Raw genomic sequence first — 25,707 nt, forward strand, 5'->3', positions numbered from 1 at the left:
ATTGGAATATTAGAAAATTTAAACTTAGAAAAAACCATCTTAATTCCGAAATGCATATGTAAAATACACTATTAAGATCGGGGTGGTCAAAACATCGATCACAATCGTAAATGGATACAGTAAATAACTCAATCCATAGGCGACCAGATTTGTAGGAGAGAACGCTTTAAAGGATGGATCAAAACTGATAAGGACGATCGGGGAAATCATTTGGGTAGGCGACGGTTCGGACAACCAAATCGCATAATTTTTGTCCCGAGAGTCAGTGTAAGTCCAACCTCGCGTGGTGCTAAAGTAGGTAGGAGGAGACTTAGGAATTTTCGATAAAGAAAGCGATTTCGAATTCGGTTGTTGCGAACAGTCGAATTCGGCCATAATACAGACATTTAATCTCTTAAAACGATCATATTTGTTTTGGTATTCGCGTTTTGAACAATCTAAAGCTACAATTCTATTTTTTGAATCCGCGATACAAAGTTTAAAATCAAAATCACGCTGTTTTACTGTCCAAGCCTGCTTGACGTCCGAAATTTTTTTGCTTAGGTAAGGTCCGCGATAGATGGTGAGACTTGTGTCGTCGCTGTCCAACCAAGGAAGATCGTTGATCGCCGTACCAACATCGTAAAGAAACAATTTTCTTTCCGCTTTTTCTAGCCGGATTGGTTGATTTGAATCTTCGTTTTTGAATTCACATGTTTGTTCGAATCTGCGAAATTGAACATCGTAAAAATATATATCCTTTTTTTGACTCTCCGTTTCAGAGGGAGCCGCGCAGTAATGGTTGATTTTTTTTTCGTTTCCTCTTATATAAGATAGCTCTAATATTGGATGACCATTGTCTTGTGAAACTCGAATTCGAATTCCGTCTAAAGCCGGTCGATCATATTCGTAAAAGGACATTCTTTTTTGTTCTTCACGCAATGTTGCGGTGAGCAAACAATTTGCAAAAGATAAAGGATAAATAAAAAAACAAAAAAATCGAATTCGTTTATGAAGAAACATCGAGTTTAAGCATCCTGCATTTGAATATAAAATGACCTGAATTCACGTTGAATTTCCAATATCTATGAGAATTCGACTGAAGGATACTATTTTTGTTTGAAATATCAGTTCAGTTTATAAGATCACTTTAGGTTTGGCGAAGTTTTAGAATGCCAAGATCAATGTTCCGGTAAAATTTGTACGATTGGCTCCAAGATACAATGTGCCGTAAGCCACAAACGTTCAGTTGTAAGAACTCGACAATTTTTCCATAAATAGGCGATGCCCCGCCCGAAGGTGGGCTTTGTGGAAGTTTTCGGAGAAAACCCGATATCAGAGAAATTGCATAAAGTCAAACCAATTTTTGTTTGCACGTCCTGTAGGAACTCCCACAAAATTCGATTTTAAAAATATTAAAAAAACGAATCGAGTCTTTAGAAACGGAATCCGTTTTATTACAATGAGAATCTTAAAAGTTGTATTTATTACTCAGAATTTTGTCTCAAAAACTTAAAATGGAATCATTTTTGAATATTCAATAAAATGCGTGTTTTAAGTTTTAAAACACGCTCTGCAAGATGATAAGCGAGTTTAACGCCAACTAGAAGAATAATAAATCAGACAACCTTCTTGTTCTTTACTTTTTTGAACACAGGCATCCTTACAAATACCTCGGCGAGAACTTCGAAAATGAGGAAATTCTTCGTTACATTTTTTCAAACAGGAATTCAATTTATCACTACATTTTCGGATCTGATTATGGTTTTCTAATTTATCTTTCGAATTGAGTTTTTCTGTTCCTAATATAAAACAAAAAAGAAACAATAGAATTGTTGAAAAATTAATTTTCCATCTGTTTTCGTTGTATTGAAATGGAAAATAGAAGCAGTTTGTCAATCCCACTATAGAATTTTTCAACAACTCTAATATTAAAACATAAAAAAAGAAGTGTTTGTAGAATCGCAAAAAGACGATTTTACTTCGGAATAGGGCTTCATTGGATTTTGAGGATAATCCCAAAAATAAAAAGAATTCGGATAAAGTTTTCGAAAAGAGAAATCTAGGCATTTTTCTATCAATAATTGAATCTAAAAAAACTTTGGTTTAAGAGAAAATTATAATTTCTTAATTTCTTCATATAACTTTTTTGCAGCTCCTCTGCCTTTTTGAACAAATTCTCGGTTACGCTTTCGGATGTCCAAAAGTTCAGTTTTAGGAATATTCAAAATATTGAAAATATCTTGTGCATTGGAAACGATAAACAAACCGCCCGATTTTTCCAAAATCATAGCCTCGGGAGAATTGGATATTTTAGGGCCAGTCATCAGAGGAAGGCCAAAAGTAGCCGGTTCCAAAACGTTGTGTATTCTATTGTGAAGCGCGCCTCCCACATAGGCAAAGTCCGCTGCTTGATACGCGAATGCTAATACACCCAACACGTCAAATACGATCGTTTGAGCGCTCATGTTTTCAAACGGAGTGGAAGTCCAGGTTTGATATTCCATCTTTGTGTCTTGTAGTTTATGTTCTATAGAAACAATCCTATCGGGGGAAGTTTTATGTGGAAAAATCCAAAATGCAAATTTGTCTAACAGCTTCGGATTTTTTGATCGAATGAATTTATAAAGAGAAACGATTAAATCTTCGCAGGGTTCGTAAGTAGATGCAAAAAGTATAATTTTAGAATATGGATAATTTTTAGGTTTTTTAAAAAATTTAGGATTGTCTTCGATTTTTTTTAAAACGGAATCAAATCTAGTATCGCCTAACACCTTCACCGGAATTTGGTCTGGGACCAAAGAACGAAAAATATCGTAAAAAGATTCGTGGGATGGGAAAATTCCGTCCAAATGTTTAAAAACGGATTTAGTCAATTTGCCCATAATTCCTTTTTTACGATTTCCGATTACCGCAGAACCTAACACTACTTTGGTGTTAAATCTATTTGCAGAAATTACTAAATTCGGCCAGGTTTCCCAAGCCATCAAAACCAAAACTTTAGGATGAAAACGGGAAAAAATCCAATCATAATTAAAAGGAAGATCAATCGGAAGATGAAAAGTTTCGTCTGCTGGAAACGCTTCTAATTGAGAATCTCGAACACTATCCGAAAAAACGGATTGAATTAAAAACGCGGCCGGATCGTTTTTTCTAAATTCAAGCGCAAGAGCCTTACACTGGTCTAATTCGCCTACCGAAGCCGCGTGAAGCCAAACTGTGTATTTACCAGAAAGGTCTAACGGCTTGGAAATAATTTTTTTCTTATCTGTGGAACGTTTTCTAAAAAAAAGTCTCGCGGAAGGAAATAAGAAAGAAATCGGAACAACAAAAATCAGAAGAAAGATCGTCAGGATTTGATAAAGAAAAATCATAGTTTTATGAGCGGAGTTTTATTTGCATTCGATTTGATGGATACTTTAATTAAGGATCCTTTTCATTCTGCACTTTATAAAATGCTCCCAAGCGAATCGAGAGAAAAATTTATTCAGGGAAGAGAAAGAAACGCATTTATAGAATTTGAAAAAGGACAAATCGAAGAAGAAGAATTTTTTGAAAGATTTTATTTACCGGAATATAGAAACGGTGATTTACCCGATCCTAGAAAAATCAAGGAGCTTATGTTTAGCAAAGTTCGATTGATCCCGGAAACGGTAGAAATTATAAAACTGCTCAAAGGGAACGGAAATCAATTGGTACTGGCAAGTAATTATTCCGTTTGGTATAAAGAGCTTCAAAAATTTACTGAAATGCAGGAAGTATTTTCTCAATTTGATCAGTTGTATTTTTCCTGTGAACTAGGCGTTAGAAAGCCGGCAGAGGAATATTTTCAATGGATTCAAACTGATTATCCTAATATGCGTTATGTGCTGATAGATGACAATGCGACTAACGTAGAGGCAGCTGGATATATGGGATGGAATACATTTCAATTCGATCCGAAAAAAACTTCTCGGCTTGGAGAATTTTTTAGAGACCAGTACCCCAATTATCTTTGATTTCCGCACCAGGATAACTTTCGTCTCTTGTATCGATTAAAATACCCATACGATCTAAATAAAAAACAAATTCTCCCTTTTTTTGAAACGGACCGGGGATCAAACGGATCTCGGCAACTTCGAACGGATAACGTAGATTTCGATTTAGTTTTATGTTTTTATTTGGGATTTCTAGTTTTTTTTCGATCCGTTTCCAACCGTCAAAACTCAAATCTCCTAAGTCGATTACTATTTCTTTGGATTTATGTTGATGAAGGATCAATTCAAGTTTTGCATTTTGGGAAGAGGTATACATCCAAAAAAAGATTCGAGTAGGGATTCCGATCGGTAGTCTGATTTTTTCTTTAGGACGAATTTCCAAATGTGAGTGTTTCGGGTTTTCAAAAAAAGTCTGAACCATCATTGAGTGATAGTCGTTTGCAGTGGAAAGAGTAGGATACAATTCTCTTTCTTTAGAAAAGGCAGAATTTTCTGGGATTTGAGAGTTAAAACGAATTTCGTTTAAAAACGAAACACCTCTGTAAATTTCCCAAGGTCTAGAACCTTCAAATGAATCCACAAGAAAAAGATTGTATTGTTTCCAATCTGCGAGTATCTTTTCTAAAATCAAAACCCGGCTCATCTCGTCTTCGTCTCTTTTGATCGGAGAAGAGGAAAGTTCTACCTTTCCCAGAACAGATTCTAAAAGACAAAGGGCGAATAAAATTATCGAGAAAAACAATATTCTCACAAGATTCTATTCGGAGAAAATGAGACTTAAAAACACACTAAAAACCGATATTAAAAAATAGGTATACCCATGAGAAGAGACCAGTTGAAAATTCTACTTTCCGGAATCTTAGTTTTGCTTTTAGGATCGTTGATCGTTTATAGTTATCTTTTCCGGGAAGATATTTCTAAGTTTTTAAAAAAGAAAGAAAGTGAGGAAGTTTCAAACAACTCAAAAATTGATCGAGTGATCTTAAGCCCAGAAATAAATTCGCAACCTCACAATGATCTAAATAAGAAAATTCCCGGAGAATTTTCCAACAATGAATCTGAAAGTTTACCACCTAACAAAGCAGTTCAAGAAGAATGGCCTGAAGAAACAAAACGTGGTGTGGTTTCTGAAGAGAAACAACTTAAAGAAGAAACAAACAAATATAAAAATGTAAACAAGGGAAAAAACACGGAAGTCCCGACTACTTTGCCCAAAGAGGAAACAAACGTATATAAAGAAGAAGAGCTAAAAAAGGAAAGGATGAAAGATTGGGAAGAAAGGTCTGAAAAAATCGATAGAAAGATTGAAAGACGTTTTCCTAAAAAATCTAAAATGAAAAAACATTCTACTTCTAAAACTGGAAAAAAAATTCGATCCTTAGAAAATAGGGTAGATCGTTTGGAAAGAAAATTAGGAATTTCTCATACAAAGAAAAAACATAAAACTCATAAAGTAGATCGAAGAAATTTAGAAAAAAGGGTTCAAAAGTTAGAAAGAGAAATGGAAAGGCTAAAAACAAAAGAGTAATATGGGAATTTTAGAGAGTTATCAAAAAATTTACGAGGAACTTCAACAACTCAGATCTAAAAATCCTCCTACTCTCATAGCCGTTTCTAAGTTTCAACCGATCGAAAAAGTCAAAGAAGCAATTGAATCTGGAATTGTTCATTTCGGTGAAAATAGAATTCAAGAAGGAATCGAAAAATTTTCACAATGGTTAGAAAGTAAAAATACATCTCTAATTTTACATCATATCGGGCCGGTTCAAAGTGGAACTTTGCGAAAGTTATTTTTAGGATATTCATATGCGCACGGAGTGGGAAGTATTGGGATTGTAAATGAACTTCTAACAAGAGCAATAAAAGAAGAAAAACAAATTTTATATTTTTTACAAGCGAACTTAACCGGAGAAAATACAAAACACGGCTTTGAAAGAAAAGAACTGATCGAAATTTTAAAACAAAAAGAAAAATTGTCTAATACTTACTGCAAGTTAGAAGGGCTCATGGTGATGGGGCCTTCGGATGGGAATTTTACTAAAACTAGGGAAGTTTTTCGGGAACTCTCTAAATTCAAAAAAGATTATATACCGGAAGCAAAACTTTCTATGGGAATGTCCGGAGATTATAAAATCGCGATCGAAGAAGGAAGCGACTTTGTCAGAATTGGAAGTGCGATTTTTGGAGAAAGAAATTGATATGAAACATACGATAGGAATTGCTGGTTGCGGAAATATGGGAGGGGCGATTTATTTCTCTCTTAAGGAACGTTATCCGACACAGGTATTGGGATATGATCCTTATATAACTTCCAATCAAAAAATAGAACTTATATCTTCCTGGGATGAATTTGTTTCTAAGTCCGATTTAATACTCGTTTGTGTAAAACCTGGAAAGGTGATCGAGCTTTTAAAACAAATCAAAGTTTCTAAAAAAATTATATCTGTTGCCGCCGGAATCCATATCGATACGATTCTAAAAAATCTTCCTACAGGATCTAAAGTAGTGAGGGTAATGCCCAATTTACCTCTACTCGTTTCGGAAGGTGCGATTGGATATTTTGGAGATGAAGAGTTATATGAAACTGTTTTCGAAATCTTTCAGCCTTTAGGACATTCTGTAAAACTTAATAACGAAACTCTCATGGACGCGGTTACCGGTCTTTCTGGGTCGGGTCCAGCGTATGTTTTTAAATTTATACAAGCCCTAGCTGAAGGTGGGGTTCTTTCTGGTTTGGGGTATCAAGAGGCGTTGGATCTTAGTATACAAACAGTCATCGGTTCTGCACAACTTCTTAGAAAGGAAAGAGAGAAAGATCCAACAGCTCATCCAGAAGTGTGGAAAAACAAGGTAACCTCTCCGGGAGGAACTACGATTGCTGGACTTGTAGAATTAGAAAAGAATGGATTTAATAATGCGATCTTAGAGGCGGTAAAAGCGGCAGCGAATCGTTCTAAAGAATTGGGAGCTTAAATCCTTCAGAGACTATAATAACAAAAGAATACTAAAAACTGTAAATTATACAATACGACGGTTTTTGTAGGAGCACCCAAGATTCAAAAATGATCGTCTTAAGATTTGAGACAGATTTTATAACTTTCAAAAATGTAGGAACTCTTTCTAAAAGAGATTTTTAAAATTCGTAAATGAATTTAAAAAATGAAAAAAAGTTTTTCTAAAAGTATGAGTTCCCACATCTAACTTTTTACGGAAAAATTCAGCTTTATAAAAATTCACATTCGTGAATTTGAATTTCGTTTGTGTGTTACAAAATAGAAAGAATTACTTTAAAATGTAAGATTTTATATTGGCACATAATATAAGAGTTCCTGCATTTAGTTTTGGGCAATCAATAAGTTTGTAGTCTCCACGTGAGTTCAGTAGTCAGAAAATACTGCACTGAATATGAAAATTCTTATATTATTATTGCGAAGAAATTCTCCTAATTTCTTGAAATTCTTACTTTTTATGAGAGTTCCCACATTTTATTTTTTACTAAAAAAATAAAATTCTTATATTGAACTCACGTTAATCTAAGATTTTGTGATTTAAAAAATAGTGATTTGTGACTAATTTTGTAAATTAAAAGGTATAAGATTGAAAATTTTAGATCTGATTTTGGTTCCAAAAATAAAAAAGAAAGCAAACTTTTTATAAAAAGCCGTTGTTATGAATAAAGGAAATTAACTCTTCGGATTAAAATTTATCTTGAAAAGTAAAGCGGAAGGATTAAAACACTAGCGCGGACAGGATTCGAACCTATGACCTTTGGGTTATGAGCCCAACGAGCTACCAGCTGCTCCACCGCGCGGTGTCTACGGGCAAGTATTGGTGGATAGGTCTTGAAAGCAAGAATAAATCGATAAAAAGAATTGATTTTTATAAAAAATTGGCCTGATAATCTTCGTAAAAAAGAAATATCACCAGAATGAAAAAGAACGCCGAATTTATTCGGTGTAAAATTGGAAAATACTCCCTGATTATCTAGAGACTGGAGAACCAACCGTTTGATCAGTAAAGAAAACGATCCTTTGATGATAGAATATCTGGAAAAGAAAATCTATGATCAAAAACAATTATTAGAAATTAGTAAAGCTTTAAATTCCACATTAGATTATAAATATCTAATGGATGCGATTTTAAATATCTGTCTCGCTCAGCTTCAGACCCTACAGGCTGCGATCTATGTCAGTCCGGAAGCGGATTCCGATTTTTTCGAGTTGGATCCGAGTTATAAAGGGTTTGATCTTTCTGAAAACGAAAAATCTTTTCGAATTAAAACAAACGCCGCTCTGATTCAATTTTTAGAAACTAGAATGAAAGCGATGACGGTAAATCAAATCGAAGAGAATATGGGTAGGGCTGTAAACGAAGTAGATTTTTTGAGAGGAATTGGAGCTGATCTGATCATTCCATTGAACGCAAAAGGAAAAGTGAACGGACTGTTGGTTCTAGGAGAAAAAATGACCATGAATGAGGTCCAAGAAGAGGATAGAGACTTTTTAACAACTCTTTCCACTCTTGCCGGAATTGCAGTAGAAAACTCTAGACTCTACGAACTTGCTACGGTGGACATGATGACTGGACTCAAAGTACATCATTATTTTCAGACAAAACTCAAAGAAGAAATGGATCGTTGTAGAAAGAAAAAATCTTATCTCACTCTTTTGTTTACGGACGTGGATAATTTTAAGAAGTTCAACGATACTCATGGACATCAGGCAGGAGATCAGGTCTTGATCGAAGTGGCGAAACAATTGATTCGTCAAGCGGGGAAACACGATATTCCGGCCAGATACGGCGGCGAGGAATTTTGTTTGGTAATGCCAGGCGTGGATCTGGAAAGAGGATACGAAATGGGAGAAATGATTCGCAAAGCCGTAGAATCCAGTTCCGTAAAAAATCCAAACGGGGGTCCTGATTTAAAAGTCACTCTTTCGGTTGGTGTATCTGAGTTTTGGCCTAAAGATAGAAATAACAGAGATTTGATCGAAAGAGCTGATAAAGCGCTTTATATGGCTAAACATTCCGGTAAAAATCGTACTGTTTGTTACAAAGAAAATTAGAGAAAACTATATTACGATAGAATGAATTTTGAATTGGATGACTGTTGTTAAAACTAAAATTGGAACCATAAATTTGATCGTTATTTTTAAATTTTATAAAATTTATCACTTTGTTGGCGTAGTTCTTGAGTGCGAGTTCGATTTAAAAGATTCGTTCTTTAAAGGTTTGTTTTACAACTAAAAAATAAAAGTGCGATTTTTCTTTTTAGCCTTTAAAAACTAAAAAATTAGATAGAAATCATTTTCATAAATAACCTGGGTACTAATTCGAAAGTGATTATTATGTGTGTAGGGAGTGAGAATTCCCAGAACGCGATCCTTAAACAGTCATAACTGGCTTACAAGTTGAGAAGTGTTTTGAATTAAAAAGGGTCAAAAATGCAGATTTTTCAAGTTCTGACCTGTTACTTGCAAAAAGCATAATTTTCTGATAAAGAAAAATCTCCGTGTCCAAATATGCCCACCTTTTTTCGTAAGATTGTTGTAGATCTATCTTCAGTGTGGGTTGGTTATGTGAGATACTGAGTTAACGTGATCGTGTTTCATTGAGTTTTTTATTCGCAGAGATTTTCTCCACGAATTCATGTTCGTTAAGTTTTTATAAATAACGCGAAAGGGATCGATGAATGAACTAAAGCAAAACGCTCTCCTGAACTCAGCATCTCACTCCCCGAACTAAAGCAAAACGCTTTTTACGAAAGCGTTTTAGGTCGTTCGACAGGTCGCGTTTGAAACTCAGCAAAACGCTCTCCTGAACTCAGTGTCTCACTCCCCGAACTAAAGCAAAACGCTTTTTACGAAAGCGTTTTAGGTCGTTCGACAGGTCGCGTTTGAAACTCAGCAAAACGCTCTCTTGAACTCAGCGTCTCACTCCCCGAACTCAGCAAAACGCTTTTTACGAAAGCGTTTTAGGGTCGATAAATTGGAACCTAAGATGATAAGTTGTATAACGTTCCTATATACAATTTATTGACCAGAGCTAAAGAGCCCGGATTCGCCCAGGTTTTCTTACGCAGAACTTACTTTAAATAAAGACTAACTTTTTTATAAAATATGTGGGAACTAACACAAATCGTGATTTTACAGATAAATTCTAAATTTGTGGGGCTACTATTTTTTCTGAATCTAAGACTTACGTTTGGCTAAAATCCTTTTAGTTTTAAAAAAACTTTTTGAAATAAATTATAGAAAAACTTTTCTTTTTGGAAAATATGCCGATCAGTACAGTATGGAAAAGAATCCTCTTCTGTACCAAATCCCTCTGACTCAGTTTGAAGAAAAAGAACTCACAAAACGAATCCAAGATAGGGCCCTTGGGAAAGAAAAATTTGATTTTTCTCCGTATTCTTGTTTTATAGAATATAAACCTGCGGACCCGATCACGGGAATTCAATATAGGGACTGCGTGATCGACTACACACGGTGTTCCAATCAAAAATGTATCAAAAAGTTAATCTGAGGATATTTTTTTACTTCGTAGTTCTATTTTTTCTTTCTTGTTCTCTCATTCCCTCGAAAACGAAAGTGATTCCGATTTTAGGGGGAATGGAAATTACTCTTCCTTTTTACGTAAAAAGTGGATTTCGTTTTATTCAACTCTCTCTCGCTCCGGATCAAAAACCTCTTCGGTTTTTGGTGGATACTGGTTCTAGATTTTCATTTTTAGATGAACGGTTTTTTACGGAGTTAGATTCTAAAAAAAGGATCGTGGTTTCTTATCCAGGAGGTAAGGACGATTCCTATCGAAAGATTAAAACCGTCCAATTATTTCATAACGTGTATCCTATTTTTAGAGATATGACCGTGTATTCTCACAACTTTTCTGGGCATTTGGAATTGGACGGAATTATTGGTATTGATTCTTTATATGAGAAAATTTTAATATTAGAATATCCTACTCAGATCCGTTTTTTGGAAATTCTGGACGGAAAGCTGATGCCTGGATTTAGAGATGCGGAACCATTACGTTTTGTTTCTGGTCTTCCCGTGTTGGAAGTTAATTACGGTACTCAAGATAAATCTCTTCTAATTTTAGATACTGGAGCCGAACCCAGTGTTTTGGAACTTCCTAATCCGTTACCTGGTATTGTAGAAGAGACTTTTTCGAGCAGGTCCGTTTCGGTTTTGAATTTTCAAGGAAAGGTTGTGAATATTAGAACCAGATTTGTTCGTAAACTTTGTTTGGTTCCGACGTCTATTTGTGTTGAGGATCTAGAGATTCTTCCTTCTGGTCTTCCGGTTGAGCTTTCTAAGGCTGCCAATGGGATTAGAATTCAAGGTGTTCTAGGCGTGAACTGGCTAAACAAACATAGAATTCTTTTGGACATGAAACGGAGTCTTATAGGTATAGTAGGGAAAGACCAATGAGCAAAGGAAAAATCATAGTAGCGATGAGTGGAGGAGTGGATAGCGCTGTGACCGCTGGTTTGCTCATGGAAGATGGATACGAGGTGATCGGAGTCAATCTAAGGACTTGGGAATACGAAGCTCCTACCTGTGATACTACTAAAAAATCTTGCTGTTCTCCAGAGGACATTAGAGACGCTAGGGACGTTGGTATTTCCTTAAAAATTCCGTTTTACGTTATCAAGATGGAAAAGGTATTTCAAGAGAAAGTGATCGATCGTTTTATAGAAGATTACCAACACGGAAAAACTCCCAATCCTTGCGTGGAATGTAATACTTTTGTGAAGTTTGGTGCTCTTTTTGAAAAAGCCAAGGCGCTCGGAATCGATAAGATTGCGACTGGTCATTACGCAAGAATAGCACATAACGGAGATCGTTATGCGATTGCTAACGGAATTGATACTGGAAAAAATCAGGCCTATTATTTATACGGACTTTCTCAAGAAAATCTTAAAAACGTAATTTTTCCTCTTGGAGAAATGACAAAACCCGAAGTGAGGCAAATTGCAAGAAGGATGGGACTTCCAGTTGCAGATAAATCAGAGTCCCAAGAAATTTGTTTTATTCCGGAGAACGATTATAGAAAATTTTTGGAAAAGAAAAACGTAGAGTTTACTCCCGGCTTTTTTAAACTGAAAGACGGTCGTATTATAGGAAAACACAAGGGCCGTGAAAATTTTACGATTGGTCAGAGAAAGGGATTGGGAATTGCCTGGAAAAACCCTCTTTACGTAATCTCGATCGAAGATGACGGTTCTGTAATATTAGGAGAAGAGAATGAAACCTACAATGAATCTTTTTCCGTAATCGATCTAAATTTTCAGGGACTTGCTCCTTTGAACGAGGGAGAATCTCTCGAATGTAGAGTTCAAGTTCGTTACAGACATATTCCGATCCGTTGTAAAATCACAAAAATAAAAGAGGAACTTATCGTTCATCCTTTAGAAGATCTAAGAGGAGTCACTCCGGGACAATCCGCAGTTTTTTATCCTTTGGACTCCGATTATTTATTATTAGGTGGAATTATTTCTAAGGGAAGTATTCAAATGCGGATTGCAATTTCTGTCTTAAATTGAACAAGGATTTTCTCTTTTGTCTCTAAGTCATAAAATTACTGGAAAGACGATTTTGATCGTAGGAGGAGGGCTTTTACAAGTTCCGATCATTCAAACCGCTAAAATGATGAAACTTACCACTGTTGTCGCAGACATGAATGGTGAAGCTCCTGGTATGAAAATTTGTGATGTTCCTATGGTTATGAGTACAAAGGACATCGAAGGAATGGTGAGAGAATCCAAAAAACTCGCCACTAAAATTAAAATCGATGGAGTGATTACTGCTGGAACCGATGCGAGTATGACGGTTGCCGCGGTTGCAAATGCTCTTGATCTTCCCGGAATTCGATACGTGGACGCGGAGGCCGCTTCTAACAAAGTAAAAATGCGGGAACGTTTGAAAAAAGCTGGAATTCCTCTTCCTGGTTTTGCTCCTGTTTGGAGTCTTTCTGATACTAGAGACGCATTAGAATTTTTGAATTTTCCTCTAGTAATGAAACCGGCGGACAATATGGGCGCTCGAGGAGTTATCAAAGTAGAAAATAGGGAAGAGTTACAAGCCGCGTTTAAACACGCAAAAAAATATTCTCCTACGGGAGAGATGATTTTAGAAGAATATATGCCAGGACCAGAAGTTTCTGTGGATGCTCTCACTTGGAACGGAAATTTTGTGATTACTGGAATCGCAGATAGAATTATCGAAAGAGAACCTTATTTTATAGAGATGGGGCATAACATGCCTTCCGCTTTGAGTCCTTCTATTTTAAAAGAAGTGGAAGAAGTGATGTTTCGAAGTATGAAGGCTCTTGGAATTACTCTTGGAGCCGGGAAGGGAGATATTAAAGTTACTCCGGACGGAGTTAAGGTGGGAGAAATCGCCGCGAGATTATCCGGCGGTTTTATGTCTGCGTTTACTTTTCCTCTTTCTTCTGGAATTAATTTAAATCGAGCCGCCATCTTAATCGCATTAGGTGAAGAACCGGATAATCTGACTCCTACTTCTAATAGGATTTCGATAGAACGTTGTCTTTTGGCTCCGAGAGGAAAACTTATTTCCATAGATGGAATTGAAGAAACTCGTAAGATAGAAGGAGTTAACGATCTATTTTTTATGAATAAGATCGGAGATATTATTCAGGAACCTACGAATAACATCGAAAAGACGGGGCACGTAATTATCAGCGCGGATACTTTAGATCAAGCCGAAATGGTTTTTGAAAAAGTAAAAAATACAATTCGATTTACTTGTGACGAACTCTATTCTATTTCCGAAAAAGAAATTCAACAAAACGCTAGATTACGTTTTGGAAAAGAAGTTTGTTGGGTTTGTAAAGTCTGTGATGGGACCGATTGTGCTTCCGGTGTTCCTGGAATGGGCGCTTTGGGAAAAATGCTTACCTTTCAGGACAATATCAATGCATTACGAGAATACTCAATTCTTCCTAAATACATTCGAGAACATACTCAGGCTTCGGTAGAAACTCACTTTCTTGGAAAAAAATTCAGAACTCCTGTAATGGCAGCTCCAATGACTGGGGCCGTTACAAACATGAACGGAGCTATGGATGAGTTTACTTTTGCAGCTACATTACTAGAGGGGTGTCAAACTTCTGGCACCTTAGCATGGTTAGGTGATGGTGCCAGTCCGGAAAAATATTTGATTATGTTGGAAGCGATTCGTAAAACGAAAGCGGACGCGGTTTTGATCTGTAAACCTAGAGAAGACGAGGGTCTTTTAAAAGAAAGATTTCAAGAATCCGAAAAAGCCGGTCTTTTGGCAATCGGTATGGACGTAGACGCGGTCAATTTTAAGACGATGACTTTAAAAAATATTTCTTCGGTTACTAGAAATGTTTCTAAACTTGCGAAAATTCGTTCTTTTACCAAGTTACCTTTTATCGTCAAAGGTATTATGACTCCACAGGATGCACAACTTGCAATTGATGCAGGTGCGGATTGTATCGTAGTGTCCAATCATGGTGGAAGAGTTTTAGACGATATGCCCGGAACCGCTAGAGTTCTTTCTGGAATTAGAAATATTATAGGCGATCAGATTCAGATTGTGGCAGATGGTGGAGTGAGAAGCGGCATGGATGTATTTAAGATGATCGCTTTAGGTGCGGATACGGTTCTGGTAGGCAGACCAATGGCGATTTTTGCGGTTGGGGGTGGAGTTGCCGGAGTTCGATTTTTAATTTCACAATATACTGATAATCTTTCGCAGTCCATGAACGTAACTGGAACTGAAACTTTGAAGGATATTCGAATGGAGTTGCTCTTTCGGAAAAAAATTGACGAAGAAAATTCTCCGGCTGAATGAGAAAATCGTTTTACTAACTTAAAATTTACGGTTTAATATTCGAACCGTAAATCTACGTGTCGTGTTCGGACGAAAAAATCATGGATAAGCTTATCAATGACGCAGAAGGAATTCATAAAATTCTTCAATCTCTTTTTACTAGACTTCCCGTAGTAATACTCGTAGAGAATCGACCTCTTCCAGTAAGAGTAGCCGGTCTCAAAGACTCTTTTAGAATTGTAGTCACTCTTCCCCCCGGAACTCCTAACGAACAAAATCGAAAATTGTTTTTAGTTCATAATAATCATAGATTTGCGGCTTTTTGTACTGTTGAACTTCATAATCCTGCAAACGGCGTGGAACTTTTACTTACGAGTGTAATTCAAGTGACGATCGCTCAAAGAACCGAAAAGAGGGTTCATATAGACTCAGGATCTCAAATTACTCTTACAAATATCATCAATCAATATAAGGTTAGGAAAGCGATTGGATTTGCCGATAAAAAGATAGACGGAATCGTTAAAAAACACGTTAAACTTCTCAAGGAAACGTATCCTCTTTCCAGTATCTTTTTTTCGGATAAAATGGATAACAGACTTAGGTTGATGTACAATTTTGATAGGCCGATTTATATTTTAGATCGTTATGCGAAATTGGACGGTAGTGCGGGTTTTCAATTTCTTACGTTTTCAGAATATCAAAAGTTAATCGCCGTAAATAATTTGGAATCTGGTGTTGTTTCTGAAATTTCGATTATGATTCGATACAAAGGTTATACTCCTCTTGGTTACGTTCAGATCCTTTCGGATAAGGAGTTGAGTGCAAACGATTTCAATACTGCTAATATTACTGCAAACTCGATTTCTAAAGAAATCATCGCTTCCGGTTTTTTTCAGGAATCCAAAGAGAAATGTAACGTGGACAATATATCTATGCAAGGTGTAGGTTTTTTTCATCATCAGTCTATTTTCTTTTCTAGAAGTTTTGCAGTGGGAGAAACCATTCTGTTTGACATTCATTTTTCTGCGGAAAGTAAGGGAACGTTTCGCGCGGTAATACGAAATATCACAAACACGGATAAAATGTTTCGAATCGGTTGTGAATTTTTTAACTTAAATGAAAGAGAAGAAAATATGATTCAAACTTATATCGATTCCAAGGAAAATCGAACCTGAGTTTTGTTTTGATCGATCCTATTGCTTACTCAAAAGAATTCGAGGAACGACTTCAGATTCTAATTTCCAAAGAGGAATCCGGAACTAGACTCGATCATTTTCTTTCTAAAAAATTCACTTATCATTCTAGAACGGTTTGGCAAAAAGAAATTACTGAAGGAAGAATTCTTGTTTCTAATAAAACGGCCAAACCGGGAGTTTCTCTTAAAGAAGGAGATTTAGTTTCTTATCATCCGATCCAAAAGGAAGAACCTACAGTTCGAAACGATTATAAAATTCTTTATGAAGACGAATTTTTTGTAGCGGTTGATAAACCAGGTGATCTACCTGTTCATCCTGCTGGGATCTATCGAAAGGGAAACCTTCTGACTTTTTTAAAAGAATCTGGAAGATTTATAGATTTGTTTACGGTACATCGATTGGACAGGGAAACTTCGGGTGTGGTTTTATTTGCTAAAAACTCGGAAATTGCTTCCAGTTTATCTAAATCGTTTAGTTTAGGGAATATTCAAAAATACTATATTACAAAAGTGTATGGAGATTTTCCAAAAAGAGAATCGGCGTATGGCATTTTAAAACCAGACCTCTCTTCTAAAATTAGGAAAAAGAGAACGTTTGTTCCTTTAAAATTTAATTTTTTAAAAAGAAATAAAAAATATCTATTTGAAAATTCTCTTATAGAGAAGCAGGAGGAAATTTCTTTGACTTACTTTCAAAAAATTAAATTTGATAGGAGGAAAAAATCGGAATTCAAATTTTCTAAAATAGAGCTTCAACTTCAAAATGTGAAGGATAAAAAAGTAGAATCGATTTTTTTAAATCAAGAAAAGGACTATTATTCTTTATTGTTATGTAAACCGATTACTGGACGTATGCACCAAATTCGAGCCACTTTGTATAGCTTAGGTTTTCCTCTATTTGGGGATAAACTCTATGGGAAAGACGAAGAAGTTTTTTTGGAATTTATAGAAGGAAAAAATCCGGATTTGATCACTCGATTGGGAATGAAAAGACAAGCGTTACATTCGTATGCGGTTTGTTTGAATCATCCGGTCACAAATAAAAAAATAAAAATTACGGCTCCTATTCCGGAGGATTTTTTGTGAATCCAGGATTGTTCGAATCTTTTATACCTGTAATCGTTCTCGTGATGGGACTCGGTTATGCGGGAGTTGTATTTGGAAACGGAACCGTTGAAGGTCCCGCGCAGATGCTTTTAATTCTTTCCGGAACGGTTGCGAGTTTACTTGGAATTCGTCTTGGTGTAAAGTGGGACTTTTTAGAAGAAAGAATTTTAGAATCGTTAAAAAACGTATTAAAGCCTGTGCTCATTCTTTTATTGATAGGATCTTTAATAGGAGTTTGGATTTGGTCCGGGATTGTACCTTCCATGATCGTGTGGGGATTAAAAATTTTAAAACCTTCTTTCTTTTTAGTTACCGCCTGTGTTTTATCTTCCATTGTTTCTTTAATTACGGGAAGCTCTTGGTCTACGGCTGGAACCGTAGGAGTTGCACTGATGGGAATAGGAACTACGTTAGGTGTTCCTTCTGGGATTGCTGCGGGCGCCGTCGTGTCGGGGGCGTATTTTGGGGATAAACTTTCTCCGTTTTCGGAAACAACCAATCTAGCCTCTTCGATCGCTGGAACTCCACTTTTTACGCATATTCAACATATGTTATATACTACGATCCCCGCTTTTTGTATTGCGATTGTGTTTTTTGCTTGGACAGGTTTAGGTTATTCTGGTTCTGAAAGTGGAGATCAAAAAGTAAATGAAGTGATCTCTTTGCTCGAAAAAACTTTTCGAATTCACCCCGCTTTGATGATTCCTCCTATTTTGACTTTTGTAATGATTTATTTTAAAATTCCAGCCATTCCTTCGATTCTTGCGGGAATTCTTTCCGGAATAGTATCCGGAATTTTTTTACAACACTCCGAATTGAGTTTTCCGGAAATTTACAAACAGATTTTAAATGCGGCTTCTAAAGGGAATTCGATTAAGAGTCAAAGTTTGCTTACAGATGCTTTACTTTCGAGGGGAGGGATGGCTTCTATGCTTCCTACCGTTTGGCTGATTTTTTCTGCTATGTTTTTTGCGGGAGCGATGGAAGGAGCAGGGTTAATTCAGGAAATCACAAAAGGTATATTAAAATATGCGAATACGGATCGATCTTTGTTGACTGGAACAATTTTTACTAGCATTTCCGCAAATTTAATTTCTTCGGATCAATACCTTTCAATTTTAGTTCCGGGCAAGATGTTTAAAAAGTCATTTGAAGAACACGGCCTTGATTCTAAAAATCTTTCTAGAGCTTTGGAAGATTCAGGCACGATGACTTCTGCTTTGGTTCCTTGGAATACCTGCGGTTCTTTTATGGCCGCCGCACTTGGGGTGCCCGTGGTTGTGTTTCTTCCGTATGCAATTTTAAATCTTTGTAGTCCATTGATTTCTCTTGTCTGTGCTTGGACCGGGTGGACGATTCGGAAAAAGTAAAAATTAATTTTAGAATTATAGTTTAAGAATATTCTAAATATTGTATGTTTTTTTGAAAGTCCACAATGAAATGTAGTATTCAATTTTATTCTTTTGTAAGAACCTAACGAACTACAGTTTCTCCTAGTTTTAGTGAATCTTTATAAGAGAGAGCCTTGGCTTTTTCTCCCAAGATTTGAATAAATCACTTTAAAATAGCGTTGAATCTACTATTTAATGTGAGCAGGGAGTAAGGATTCATTTTAATTAAAAATAAAATATTTTTGAAATGGCTTTTAAAAAAAGAAGGACATACGATTTTTTTCTTGTATTGAGTAAATTGATATATGATTTGAATTTTAAAATGGCACGAAAGAATCATCTTCTTTTACTTCTTATAATAATTGTAGTTTTGGGATTTATTTTTCCGCAAAAAATTTCGATGCCGGTGGAAGGTGCAAATCATTCCAGTTATCATCCTCAATCTTTTTGGTTTTATCCTTGGGGAAGATCTGGAACTCACAAAGGTGTGGATATCTTTGCAAAACAAGGAAAGAAGATTTTTTCCGCAACACCAGGTTTGGTTGTTTTTTGTGGTGAGATTTCAATGGGTGGAAATGTAATTCTAATCCTAGGGCCTAAATGGAGATTTCATTATTACGCGCATTTAAAGGAAATTAAAATTTCGACTTGGTCTTGGATCAATCGAGAGGAAATAATTGGAATAGTTGGCAATACTGGAAACGCAATCGGCAAACCATTACATTTACATTATTCGATCATTACTCCTCTACCTTATGTTTGGCTTGCAGACGAGGATAGGGAAGGATGGAAAAAAATGTTTTACTTAAATCCGATTCCATATTTTACAAATTCAAATCTATAAAATAAATTTTTAATTTGATGCTGGCTACACAGTGATTCATGCAGAAATTTGAATGTACGATCCTTATTTGAGAATTTTATAGGTTTCTTACGTTACATCGATTTCTAGTTATCTCCGAGATTTAATTTCAGTACGGGTTCCTGCGTTTTATAAAACTTAAGTGTTTCGTTTTTTATGGATTGTTTGGCGGGTTTTGGGTAGATTCTGAATAAAAAATTTCACAAGTTAAAAAGATTTTGAAATTTTGAGCACAACGAAAACTCAAATCCAAGTTACTCAGGCGAAAATTATACTTTAAAGAGTGGTATTTTTTGCGATTTTTTCCGTGAAAAAAATCGAGTAGGCCGATATTGAAAGATAGAGAACACCATGCTTTCTAAAATTCAAACCATACTGATCGTAATTATATTAGTTTTCGGAGAACTGCTTTGGGCGGTTTCGCCGGATCAGATCAACTTAGGAATTTTAATTGGGGAAAATAAAACCAATTTGAAATTTATCAATATCTGTGTGAGCAACCTGGCCCCAATTTTGGAACCTGCAAACTCGGATGTAAGTCCGCCTAATAATACTAAGGCGGAAGTGGGCAACACAACTACTGGAGCCGGGGACAAAGTAGAACTATATAAAAAGTTAGGTGCGCTTCCTTCTTACAACAGTTTAAAAAAAGCAAATCAATTTGATTTTAATGGAAATATGTTGTATTTTCAGAGCAATTATAGTCTTTCCTTTAAAAACTTAAGAGGGGCGCAGGGTGAGATGAAAGATCTTTATCAAGCGACTCACGAACAATATCTTCAAAACTCTAGAATACTTTTGGAATATGCTTCTCCCTTAATTGTAAGAAGTAATGATAAGATTGCACAACACCTACTTCGTTTAGGATTTAGGGATTTGAAAAGTTCGGAAGATCATTTTACGATCGCGTATAATTCTTCCCCTTATCAGTTTCGTTATAAACTTCTTTTACACGGGGAAGGGATCAAAATTGCTCGAAGAGCCAGAAAGTTCGCTCTTTTGGCGATGATCGCTTCTAAAACTCCAACCGAGGATAAACCAGAATATCAATTTGTAAATTTGGATGATGTGAGAGCCGAAGTAGAAAAGGAAAGTATTAGCGATTACGAAAAGGTGAGAAATACTTTGATCAATTATATAGATAACGATTTGCTCCAAAGAAAAATTGTACCACCCGGAGAAGCAAAAGATAAACCGATCGATATTCTTGAAATACACGACGACAATTACGGTATTATCACTTCCGGAAGAATTTCTCTGATGGATATGAGCAACGAAGAAATTAAAACTAGTGATGCGATTCAAAAAGAAACGTTACCGCCTGTTCCTGTAAAAACACAAAATTAAGTACATTCTAAAATACGAATAGGATTGATTGAATGTTTTTGAAAAAAATAAGATCTGTTTTTTCTTTGTTGTTTGTAATTGTTTTATTACAAAGTCACTTGAATGCGGGAACTCTTTCGTATCGAGAGAAGAAAAAATCGGTCGAAAAAAAAATTCGGATTTTAGAAAAATCTAGAAAATCGATTCCGTTTCAAAACCAAGAGGAAAACTGGAACAGACTTATATCTCTGAAAAATCGTTTTCAAAATTCGGCGCATTTTGAGTCTCTTCGGGAAAGAGAAAAGTCTATGTTACTTTTAGAAAGGGCTATTTTTAAAACTGCTTCCGATTTTAATTTAGAAGGAAAAGTTTTGGCTAAGAATCTGATTCGATTTTATTCGGACAAGTATTTGGAAAAAGAAAAAAGTCAAGATGTTTCAATGACTACGTTTCAGAAAGAAAGGGCGGCCACTTACTTTAGAATGGCAAAAGAAGAGTTAGATCAGGCTGAAAAGTTTGATCGTGACGGAAATAATTTTTATGCGCTGATTCTTTATGGAAGATCCATTCAATATTCTTTAAGTGCTTTTCAAACTATGAGTTTTGAAATTCCAAACGAATATATTAGGGTTTTAAAAAAGAAGTCTATATAAAGAAATTGTAAACTTTACTTACTCGGGATTTCTAATTCTTTATTTGGCATTTATTTTTTCTGTTTAGAAAATCGTTTTGTTATTAGTTTAAAAACGAACTCTATAAACTAAAATTCCAATCAGTAAATACTACATCCAAAAAAACCATTGGCAAGTCCGGAACTAGTAATTGCTCCTGCGGCGGTGGCAGTGGTATTCGTCAGCAAACCGATTCCTGCCTGTGAAGAATGAAAAATAAAAATGTTATCAGAACTTCCCCCGACAAATAAATCTGGAAAACCGTCTCCGTTGATGTCTCCACCGGAAATAGGAGTTCTAGGTGCATTTGCAGAAATACCAATTCCAAAAAGCGCACTCGTGATTTGTGTAGTAGCGTTACCAGTGGTTAAAAATCCACCGATTGCCCCGGCCCCTGGCATATGAAAAACGAATACCCTATTGGGGTTTACGGTTGTAGAAATTAAATCCGGTCTTCCATCTAAATTTAAATCTTGTGCAGTTAAAGAAACTCCGAATGCGTTTGCGCCTCCGGCTCCATTGATCATAAGCGGAGCATTTCCAATTGTAGATGTGTTTATACCTACACCTCCTGCAGATGTAAATACGGAAACTCTTCCAAATCCACCTCCCAAAATAGGACTTCCAATTGCAAGATCGGAGTTGCCATCTCCGTTAAAATCGGCTGCAGATAGGCTGATACCGAATTCTCCTGCGTTTCCAGCGCTATCATTGGTAAGAGCTGTGATTATTCCTCCTAATCCACCAACTGCTCCGTGATGGATATAAACCTTACCTTGATTTAATACAAATCCTCCACCTACACCTGCGCCATAACCGGGGGCGCCAATTGCAAGATCTGCAAAATTATCTCCGTTCATATTTCCTACGCTTAGAGAATATCCGAAACGATCGTTTGCATTTTCCCCTGTGAGAGTGGAATTTGCGACACCAATGTTGGTTTGTGTAACTCCAGCTGCTCCAGCGGAATGAAATGCATAGACCCTACCTTGAGAACCGTTAAAGATAGGTTCTCCCGAAGCCAAGTCGGAGTAACCGTCTCCGTTTAGATCACCCGTAGCTAGACTATCTCCGAATCTGGCTCCTGCATTTATACCGCTGATCGTTTTAGTAGCAAAACCAGAAAAGGAAATATTAACTCCAGAATTTCCAGAAGAATGAAATATATAAACCCTACCTTGAGCACCGTTCCATCCCGGAGCACCAGAGATTACGTCTGCGTATCCATCTCCGTTTAAATCTCCCATAGAAACAGTTCGTCCAAATTCTTCCGCTGCGACTCCTACAATGATCTTACTTGCAGATTGTGCGTTTGTAATTGTCATTCCAGCGTTTCCAGAAGAATGAAATATATAAAGTAAACCTTGTCCGTATTCTGCAGATACAATGTCGACGTACCCGTCTCCGTTTATATCCTTATTGTTTCCTTTTCGAACCGAAATATTTACTGTAGTTGTTTGGTTATTGGCTAAGTCTTTAGCTCTTGCGGTGATCGTGTGTTGAGAATTTTGTTTCCAAGTATTTATATTCGAAGGAAGTTGAAATTTCCAAGGATTGGTTCCAGTTGCAGGCAAAAAAGCTCCGTTGTCTAAAGAAACTTCTACGGAAGCAATCGTACCAGCGTCTATTGCCGTTCCGATTACAAAACCACTTTCTACAATAGAATTATTTCTCAGATTCTGAATTGTAACCACAGGGGGAATTAAATCTGGGGCGGCTCCGGTCGTAAAAGTCCAGTTGTAGGCTGCGCCAAGTGGATTTCCTACAAGATCGTTTACTGTTGCTATTGTTGCCGTGTAATTCGTACCAGCATTCAGAGGGGTTAATGCGTTAGGAACGAAAGTAGCAGAAGATCCGGAGCAATTTACAGTACCGTTGATCCCGTTATTAACTGTAAAATTTAAAGTAAAACAATTGATGGTTTCGTTAAAAGCAACCGTAATGTTTGTATTCGTAGCAACCCCGGCCGCTCCCGGAATAGGGCTTACAAGAGAAACTTGAGGTGGAACAAGGTCTGGTGCAACGCCTGTTGTAAAAGACCAAACATAGTTTCCACCATTCAATGTATTATTGCCGCTGTCTGTGACCGTATTTGCGATTGTCACCGTATAAGTAGTGTTAAACGCAAGCGGAGGAGTTACTGGAGCAAAAGAAACTGTATTTCCATTACAGTTAATATTGATTGGAATTACTGTAGCAGGAGTTGTAGGATCATCGTCTAAGGTGATACCTCCTAAAATACTTCCACAATTCATGGTTTCACTAAAAGCGATACTCACACCTCCGTTGATCGCAACGCCTACGGCAGCATTTGCAGGTGTAACAAAGGCAACATTAGGAGGAATTAGATCTGGCCCTGGCCCAGTCGTAAAGTTCCAATTTGTTGGAATGAGAGGATTATTAGAAGTATCTAATGCTCCCTGATCGATTTCTACCGTGTAAGTGGTATTAAAAGCAAGAGGATTTGCAGGAATTGGGGTCCAAGTAGCCGAAGTTCCAAAACAGTTTACGCTTCCTGTAAGATAAGTTCCGGTAACTTGCGCCTTTAGTCGAAAAGATGTGGTTGTCACGGAACCACAATCCATAGGTTCACTAAAAACGACCATAGGACTGGTATTGGTTCCTATCCCGTTTGAATTGGCGGTAGGAAGCGTGAAAGTCACTGACGGTTGGACATTATCCACGGCAGCAGCGGTCGTAAAAGTCCAGTTATTAGGTGTGAGAGGATTGTTTTGTAAGTCCGTAACCGCGTTTGAGATGGTAACCACATAATTTGTATTCGGTGCCAAAGGTGCCAAAGGAGTAAAAGATGCGGTTGTGCCGGTACAACCTGGATTTCCGTTTATAGTTCCGGGTAAAAGTATATTGTCATCTAAAACGATACTTCCTACGATCGTGGCGCAATTGATAGGTTCACTAAAGGCGATACTGATCGTTTCGTTGATAGGAATGTTTTGTGCGTTGGGAGAGGGGCTTACAAAGGAAACCGTCGGTGCAGTTAAGTCTGGGGCCAAACCAGTCGTAAAAGTCCAGTTATACGAATTTACAAGAGGATTATTAGCAAGATCTCTTGCCGTCGAAAGAATATCCACACGATAAACGGTATTGAAAGCAAGAGGGTTGTTAGGAGTAAGGGTGGCAACGGATCCTAAACAAGCTACATTACTGAATTCTAATGCGTTGGTAACGTTATTTCTTAATGTGAAATTTACAGTGTTGATGGAAGCACAATCCATTGTTTCGGTAAACGCAATTTGAATGGAAGTATTATTAGGAACTAAATTAGCACCTATGGCAGGAGTTCTTAAAGATACGTCTGGCGCGACTAAATCAACAATTGTGTTGGTAGTAAAACTCCAAGTATAGTCTTCTGAAAGAGAAGAATCGTCCATTGACTTTAGGTTTTTTGAAACTCTAACTGAATAGACCGTCGATGCAGCCAAGGAAGAGGTTGGATTGAATAAAAGAGTTTTTTCTGTAGAAGTAAGATTTCCTGGAATGATCGTATTTCCTTGTGTTAGTTGGATCGAATCAGATTGGATACTAGAGGAATCTAATTTTTGACTAAAACCAACTTGGATTGATGTGTTTAAAGAAACTCCGGTGACATTAGGTCCGGGAGAAATTTGAGAAACGTTAAATAGAGAATCTATGCTACGATTGCTAAAATCTAAATATGCAAAAAATGGCATTGAATTTCCTTTTCCTTGAACGCAACCAATACTTCCCAGAATCAAAATGGAAAAAGAAATGAAAGTTTTTATATATAAAGTCACTGAAAAAAGGCTCCAACAACTATAGAAAGAGTTGCATCGAAATTAAGTTTTAGAAAAAGGATTTTTAACTTGATAAAAAATTCAAATTCTTTCGCCTAAAAGATGAAAAAATATTAACATACTTTTTTTCTAAATACTGGTTATATTATAACTTGATGTCTACTTTCAAATCAGGTCGGTTTTAAATTTTTTACGAGCTGTATGGGAAAGAATATAAAATTGAAATTTGAAATCAAACTTACAGCAATTTATATAAAGTTTTATGGTTAATTTTGATAGCCTAAAAAGGCTAAAGGGTTGTGGTGTTCTTACCGATTTTTAAAATAGATATTTTAATTCACTTTTTGGAATCCTTATTTTTAGGCGTATTCTTTTCAATGTTGAATTAATAAATTCAAGTCTGATTTCATCAACTATTCTCGATTCTTAATTATTTTGTTTAGATTCCGATTGAGCTTGTTACGTGTATCATCTTACGACTATTAGGTGAATGGACTAAAAAGGGAATTGTCGATATGATTTTGGATTTTACAGTAGAACACATTCCCAAAGAAATTTCTAACATTAGAATCTATTTATTAAGTAATGAATTTTATT

General features: G+C 36.4%; 20 protein-coding genes and 1 tRNA gene. 15 read left to right on the forward strand and 6 right to left on the reverse strand.

Features of this window, described 5'->3' with window-relative positions; all coding sequences use genetic code 11:
• Positions 1-39: 39 nt before the first annotated feature.
• The 3 genes from LEP1GSC059_RS17725 to LEP1GSC059_RS17735 form a co-directional block, all read right to left on the reverse strand.
• Positions 40-1,002, reverse strand: coding sequence for a hypothetical protein (locus tag LEP1GSC059_RS17725; RefSeq protein ID WP_017214626.1), 963 nt, complete (start codon positions 1,000-1,002; stop codon positions 40-42).
• 570 nt (positions 1,003-1,572) lie between these two features.
• Positions 1,573-1,884 carry a hypothetical protein gene (locus LEP1GSC059_RS24745; protein WP_337587757.1) on the reverse strand — a complete coding sequence of 104 codons (312 nt, stop codon included), beginning with the start codon at positions 1,882-1,884 and terminating at the stop codon, positions 1,573-1,575.
• Between the two features lie 212 nt (positions 1,885-2,096).
• Positions 2,097-3,353 carry a 3-deoxy-D-manno-octulosonic acid transferase gene (locus tag LEP1GSC059_RS17735; RefSeq protein ID WP_020981190.1) on the reverse strand — a complete coding sequence of 419 codons (1,257 nt, stop codon included), beginning with the start codon at positions 3,351-3,353 and terminating at the stop codon, positions 2,097-2,099.
• A 6-nt stretch (positions 3,354-3,359) separates the two neighbouring features.
• On the opposite strand from LEP1GSC059_RS17735, the gene LEP1GSC059_RS17740 reads away from it, so the two are divergent.
• Entirely contained in the window at positions 3,360-3,977 is a 618-nt protein-coding gene (locus LEP1GSC059_RS17740; protein ID WP_020981158.1) for an HAD-IA family hydrolase, read from the forward strand.
• Here LEP1GSC059_RS17740 and LEP1GSC059_RS17745 read toward each other — a convergent pair.
• Entirely contained in the window at positions 3,949-4,698 is a 750-nt protein-coding gene (locus LEP1GSC059_RS17745; RefSeq protein ID WP_017214630.1) for a flagellar filament outer layer protein FlaA, read from the reverse strand. The two genes, LEP1GSC059_RS17740 and LEP1GSC059_RS17745, sit on opposite strands and share 29 nt — an antisense overlap.
• A 78-nt stretch (positions 4,699-4,776) precedes the next feature.
• Between LEP1GSC059_RS17745 and LEP1GSC059_RS17750 the strand changes: the two genes are divergently transcribed.
• Genes LEP1GSC059_RS17750 through proC form a run of 3 tightly spaced genes read left to right on the forward strand, consistent with a single transcriptional unit; the run spans position 4,777 to position 6,929 of the window.
• The gene (locus LEP1GSC059_RS17750) at positions 4,777-5,484 is read left to right on the forward strand and encodes a hypothetical protein (RefSeq protein WP_002178498.1); all 708 of its coding nucleotides are present in this window, start codon (positions 4,777-4,779) and stop codon (positions 5,482-5,484) included.
• Between the two features lies 1 nt (position 5,485).
• Positions 5,486-6,154 carry a YggS family pyridoxal phosphate-dependent enzyme gene (locus tag LEP1GSC059_RS17755; RefSeq protein WP_017214634.1) on the forward strand — a complete coding sequence of 223 codons (669 nt, stop codon included), beginning with the start codon at positions 5,486-5,488 and terminating at the stop codon, positions 6,152-6,154.
• 1 nt (position 6,155) lies between these two features.
• On the forward strand, positions 6,156-6,929 hold the full coding sequence (gene proC / locus LEP1GSC059_RS17760; RefSeq protein ID WP_020981245.1) for a pyrroline-5-carboxylate reductase: 774 nt from the start codon (positions 6,156-6,158) through the stop codon (positions 6,927-6,929).
• Between the two features lie 765 nt (positions 6,930-7,694).
• Here the strand turns inward: proC and LEP1GSC059_RS17765 are convergent.
• A tRNA-Met gene (locus tag LEP1GSC059_RS17765) sits at positions 7,695-7,767 on the reverse strand.
• Between the two features lie 196 nt (positions 7,768-7,963).
• Here LEP1GSC059_RS17765 and LEP1GSC059_RS17770 point away from each other — a divergent pair.
• From LEP1GSC059_RS17770 to LEP1GSC059_RS17820, 11 genes are all read left to right on the forward strand, one after another.
• Complete coding sequence (locus tag LEP1GSC059_RS17770) at positions 7,964-9,022, forward strand: sensor domain-containing diguanylate cyclase (RefSeq protein WP_002178602.1); 1,059 nt, start codon at positions 7,964-7,966, stop codon at positions 9,020-9,022.
• 1,228 nt (positions 9,023-10,250) lie between these two features.
• The gene (locus LEP1GSC059_RS17775) at positions 10,251-10,481 is read left to right on the forward strand and encodes a hypothetical protein (protein ID WP_002178809.1); all 231 of its coding nucleotides are present in this window, start codon (positions 10,251-10,253) and stop codon (positions 10,479-10,481) included.
• Entirely contained in the window at positions 10,460-11,389 is a 930-nt protein-coding gene (locus LEP1GSC059_RS17780) for a retropepsin-like aspartic protease (protein ID WP_002178879.1), read from the forward strand. The genes LEP1GSC059_RS17775 and LEP1GSC059_RS17780 overlap by 22 nt, the downstream gene beginning before the upstream one ends.
• Positions 11,386-12,504, forward strand: coding sequence for a tRNA 2-thiouridine(34) synthase MnmA (mnmA, locus tag LEP1GSC059_RS17785; protein ID WP_017214637.1), 1,119 nt, complete (start codon positions 11,386-11,388; stop codon positions 12,502-12,504). The genes LEP1GSC059_RS17780 and mnmA overlap by 4 nt, the downstream gene beginning before the upstream one ends.
• Before the next feature lie 16 nt (positions 12,505-12,520).
• A complete protein-coding gene (locus tag LEP1GSC059_RS17790; RefSeq protein ID WP_017214638.1) occupies positions 12,521-14,803 on the forward strand; it encodes an alpha-hydroxy-acid oxidizing protein in 2,283 nt (760 codons plus the stop codon).
• Positions 14,804-14,883: 80 nt separating this feature from the next.
• Positions 14,884-15,957, forward strand: coding sequence for a PilZ domain-containing protein (locus tag LEP1GSC059_RS17795; RefSeq protein ID WP_017214639.1), 1,074 nt, complete (start codon positions 14,884-14,886; stop codon positions 15,955-15,957).
• Between the two features lie 8 nt (positions 15,958-15,965).
• Complete coding sequence (locus LEP1GSC059_RS17800; RefSeq protein WP_020981205.1) at positions 15,966-17,063, forward strand: RluA family pseudouridine synthase; 1,098 nt, start codon at positions 15,966-15,968, stop codon at positions 17,061-17,063.
• Positions 17,060-18,454, forward strand: coding sequence for a Na+/H+ antiporter NhaC (gene nhaC / locus LEP1GSC059_RS17805; RefSeq protein ID WP_002178534.1), 1,395 nt, complete (start codon positions 17,060-17,062; stop codon positions 18,452-18,454). The genes LEP1GSC059_RS17800 and nhaC overlap by 4 nt, the downstream gene beginning before the upstream one ends.
• 343 nt (positions 18,455-18,797) lie before the next feature.
• Positions 18,798-19,319, forward strand: coding sequence for a M23 family metallopeptidase (locus LEP1GSC059_RS17810; protein WP_017214640.1), 522 nt, complete (start codon positions 18,798-18,800; stop codon positions 19,317-19,319).
• A gap of 369 nt (positions 19,320-19,688) precedes the next feature.
• On the forward strand, positions 19,689-20,684 hold the full coding sequence (locus LEP1GSC059_RS17815; RefSeq protein ID WP_017214641.1) for an adhesin OmpL37 family surface protein: 996 nt from the start codon (positions 19,689-19,691) through the stop codon (positions 20,682-20,684).
• Between the two features lie 32 nt (positions 20,685-20,716).
• Positions 20,717-21,316 carry a hypothetical protein gene (locus tag LEP1GSC059_RS17820; protein WP_020981241.1) on the forward strand — a complete coding sequence of 200 codons (600 nt, stop codon included), beginning with the start codon at positions 20,717-20,719 and terminating at the stop codon, positions 21,314-21,316.
• 119 nt (positions 21,317-21,435) lie between these two features.
• On the opposite strand, the gene LEP1GSC059_RS17825 is transcribed toward LEP1GSC059_RS17820, so the two are convergent.
• A complete protein-coding gene (locus LEP1GSC059_RS17825; protein WP_017214642.1) occupies positions 21,436-25,110 on the reverse strand; it encodes an Ig-like domain-containing protein in 3,675 nt (1,224 codons plus the stop codon).
• Between the last annotated feature and the right edge of the window lie 597 nt (positions 25,111-25,707).

Origin of the sequence: Leptospira noguchii serovar Panama str. CZ214 (genome assembly GCF_000306255.2) — a bacterium.
GTDB classification, from domain to species: domain Bacteria; phylum Spirochaetota; class Leptospiria; order Leptospirales; family Leptospiraceae; genus Leptospira; species Leptospira noguchii.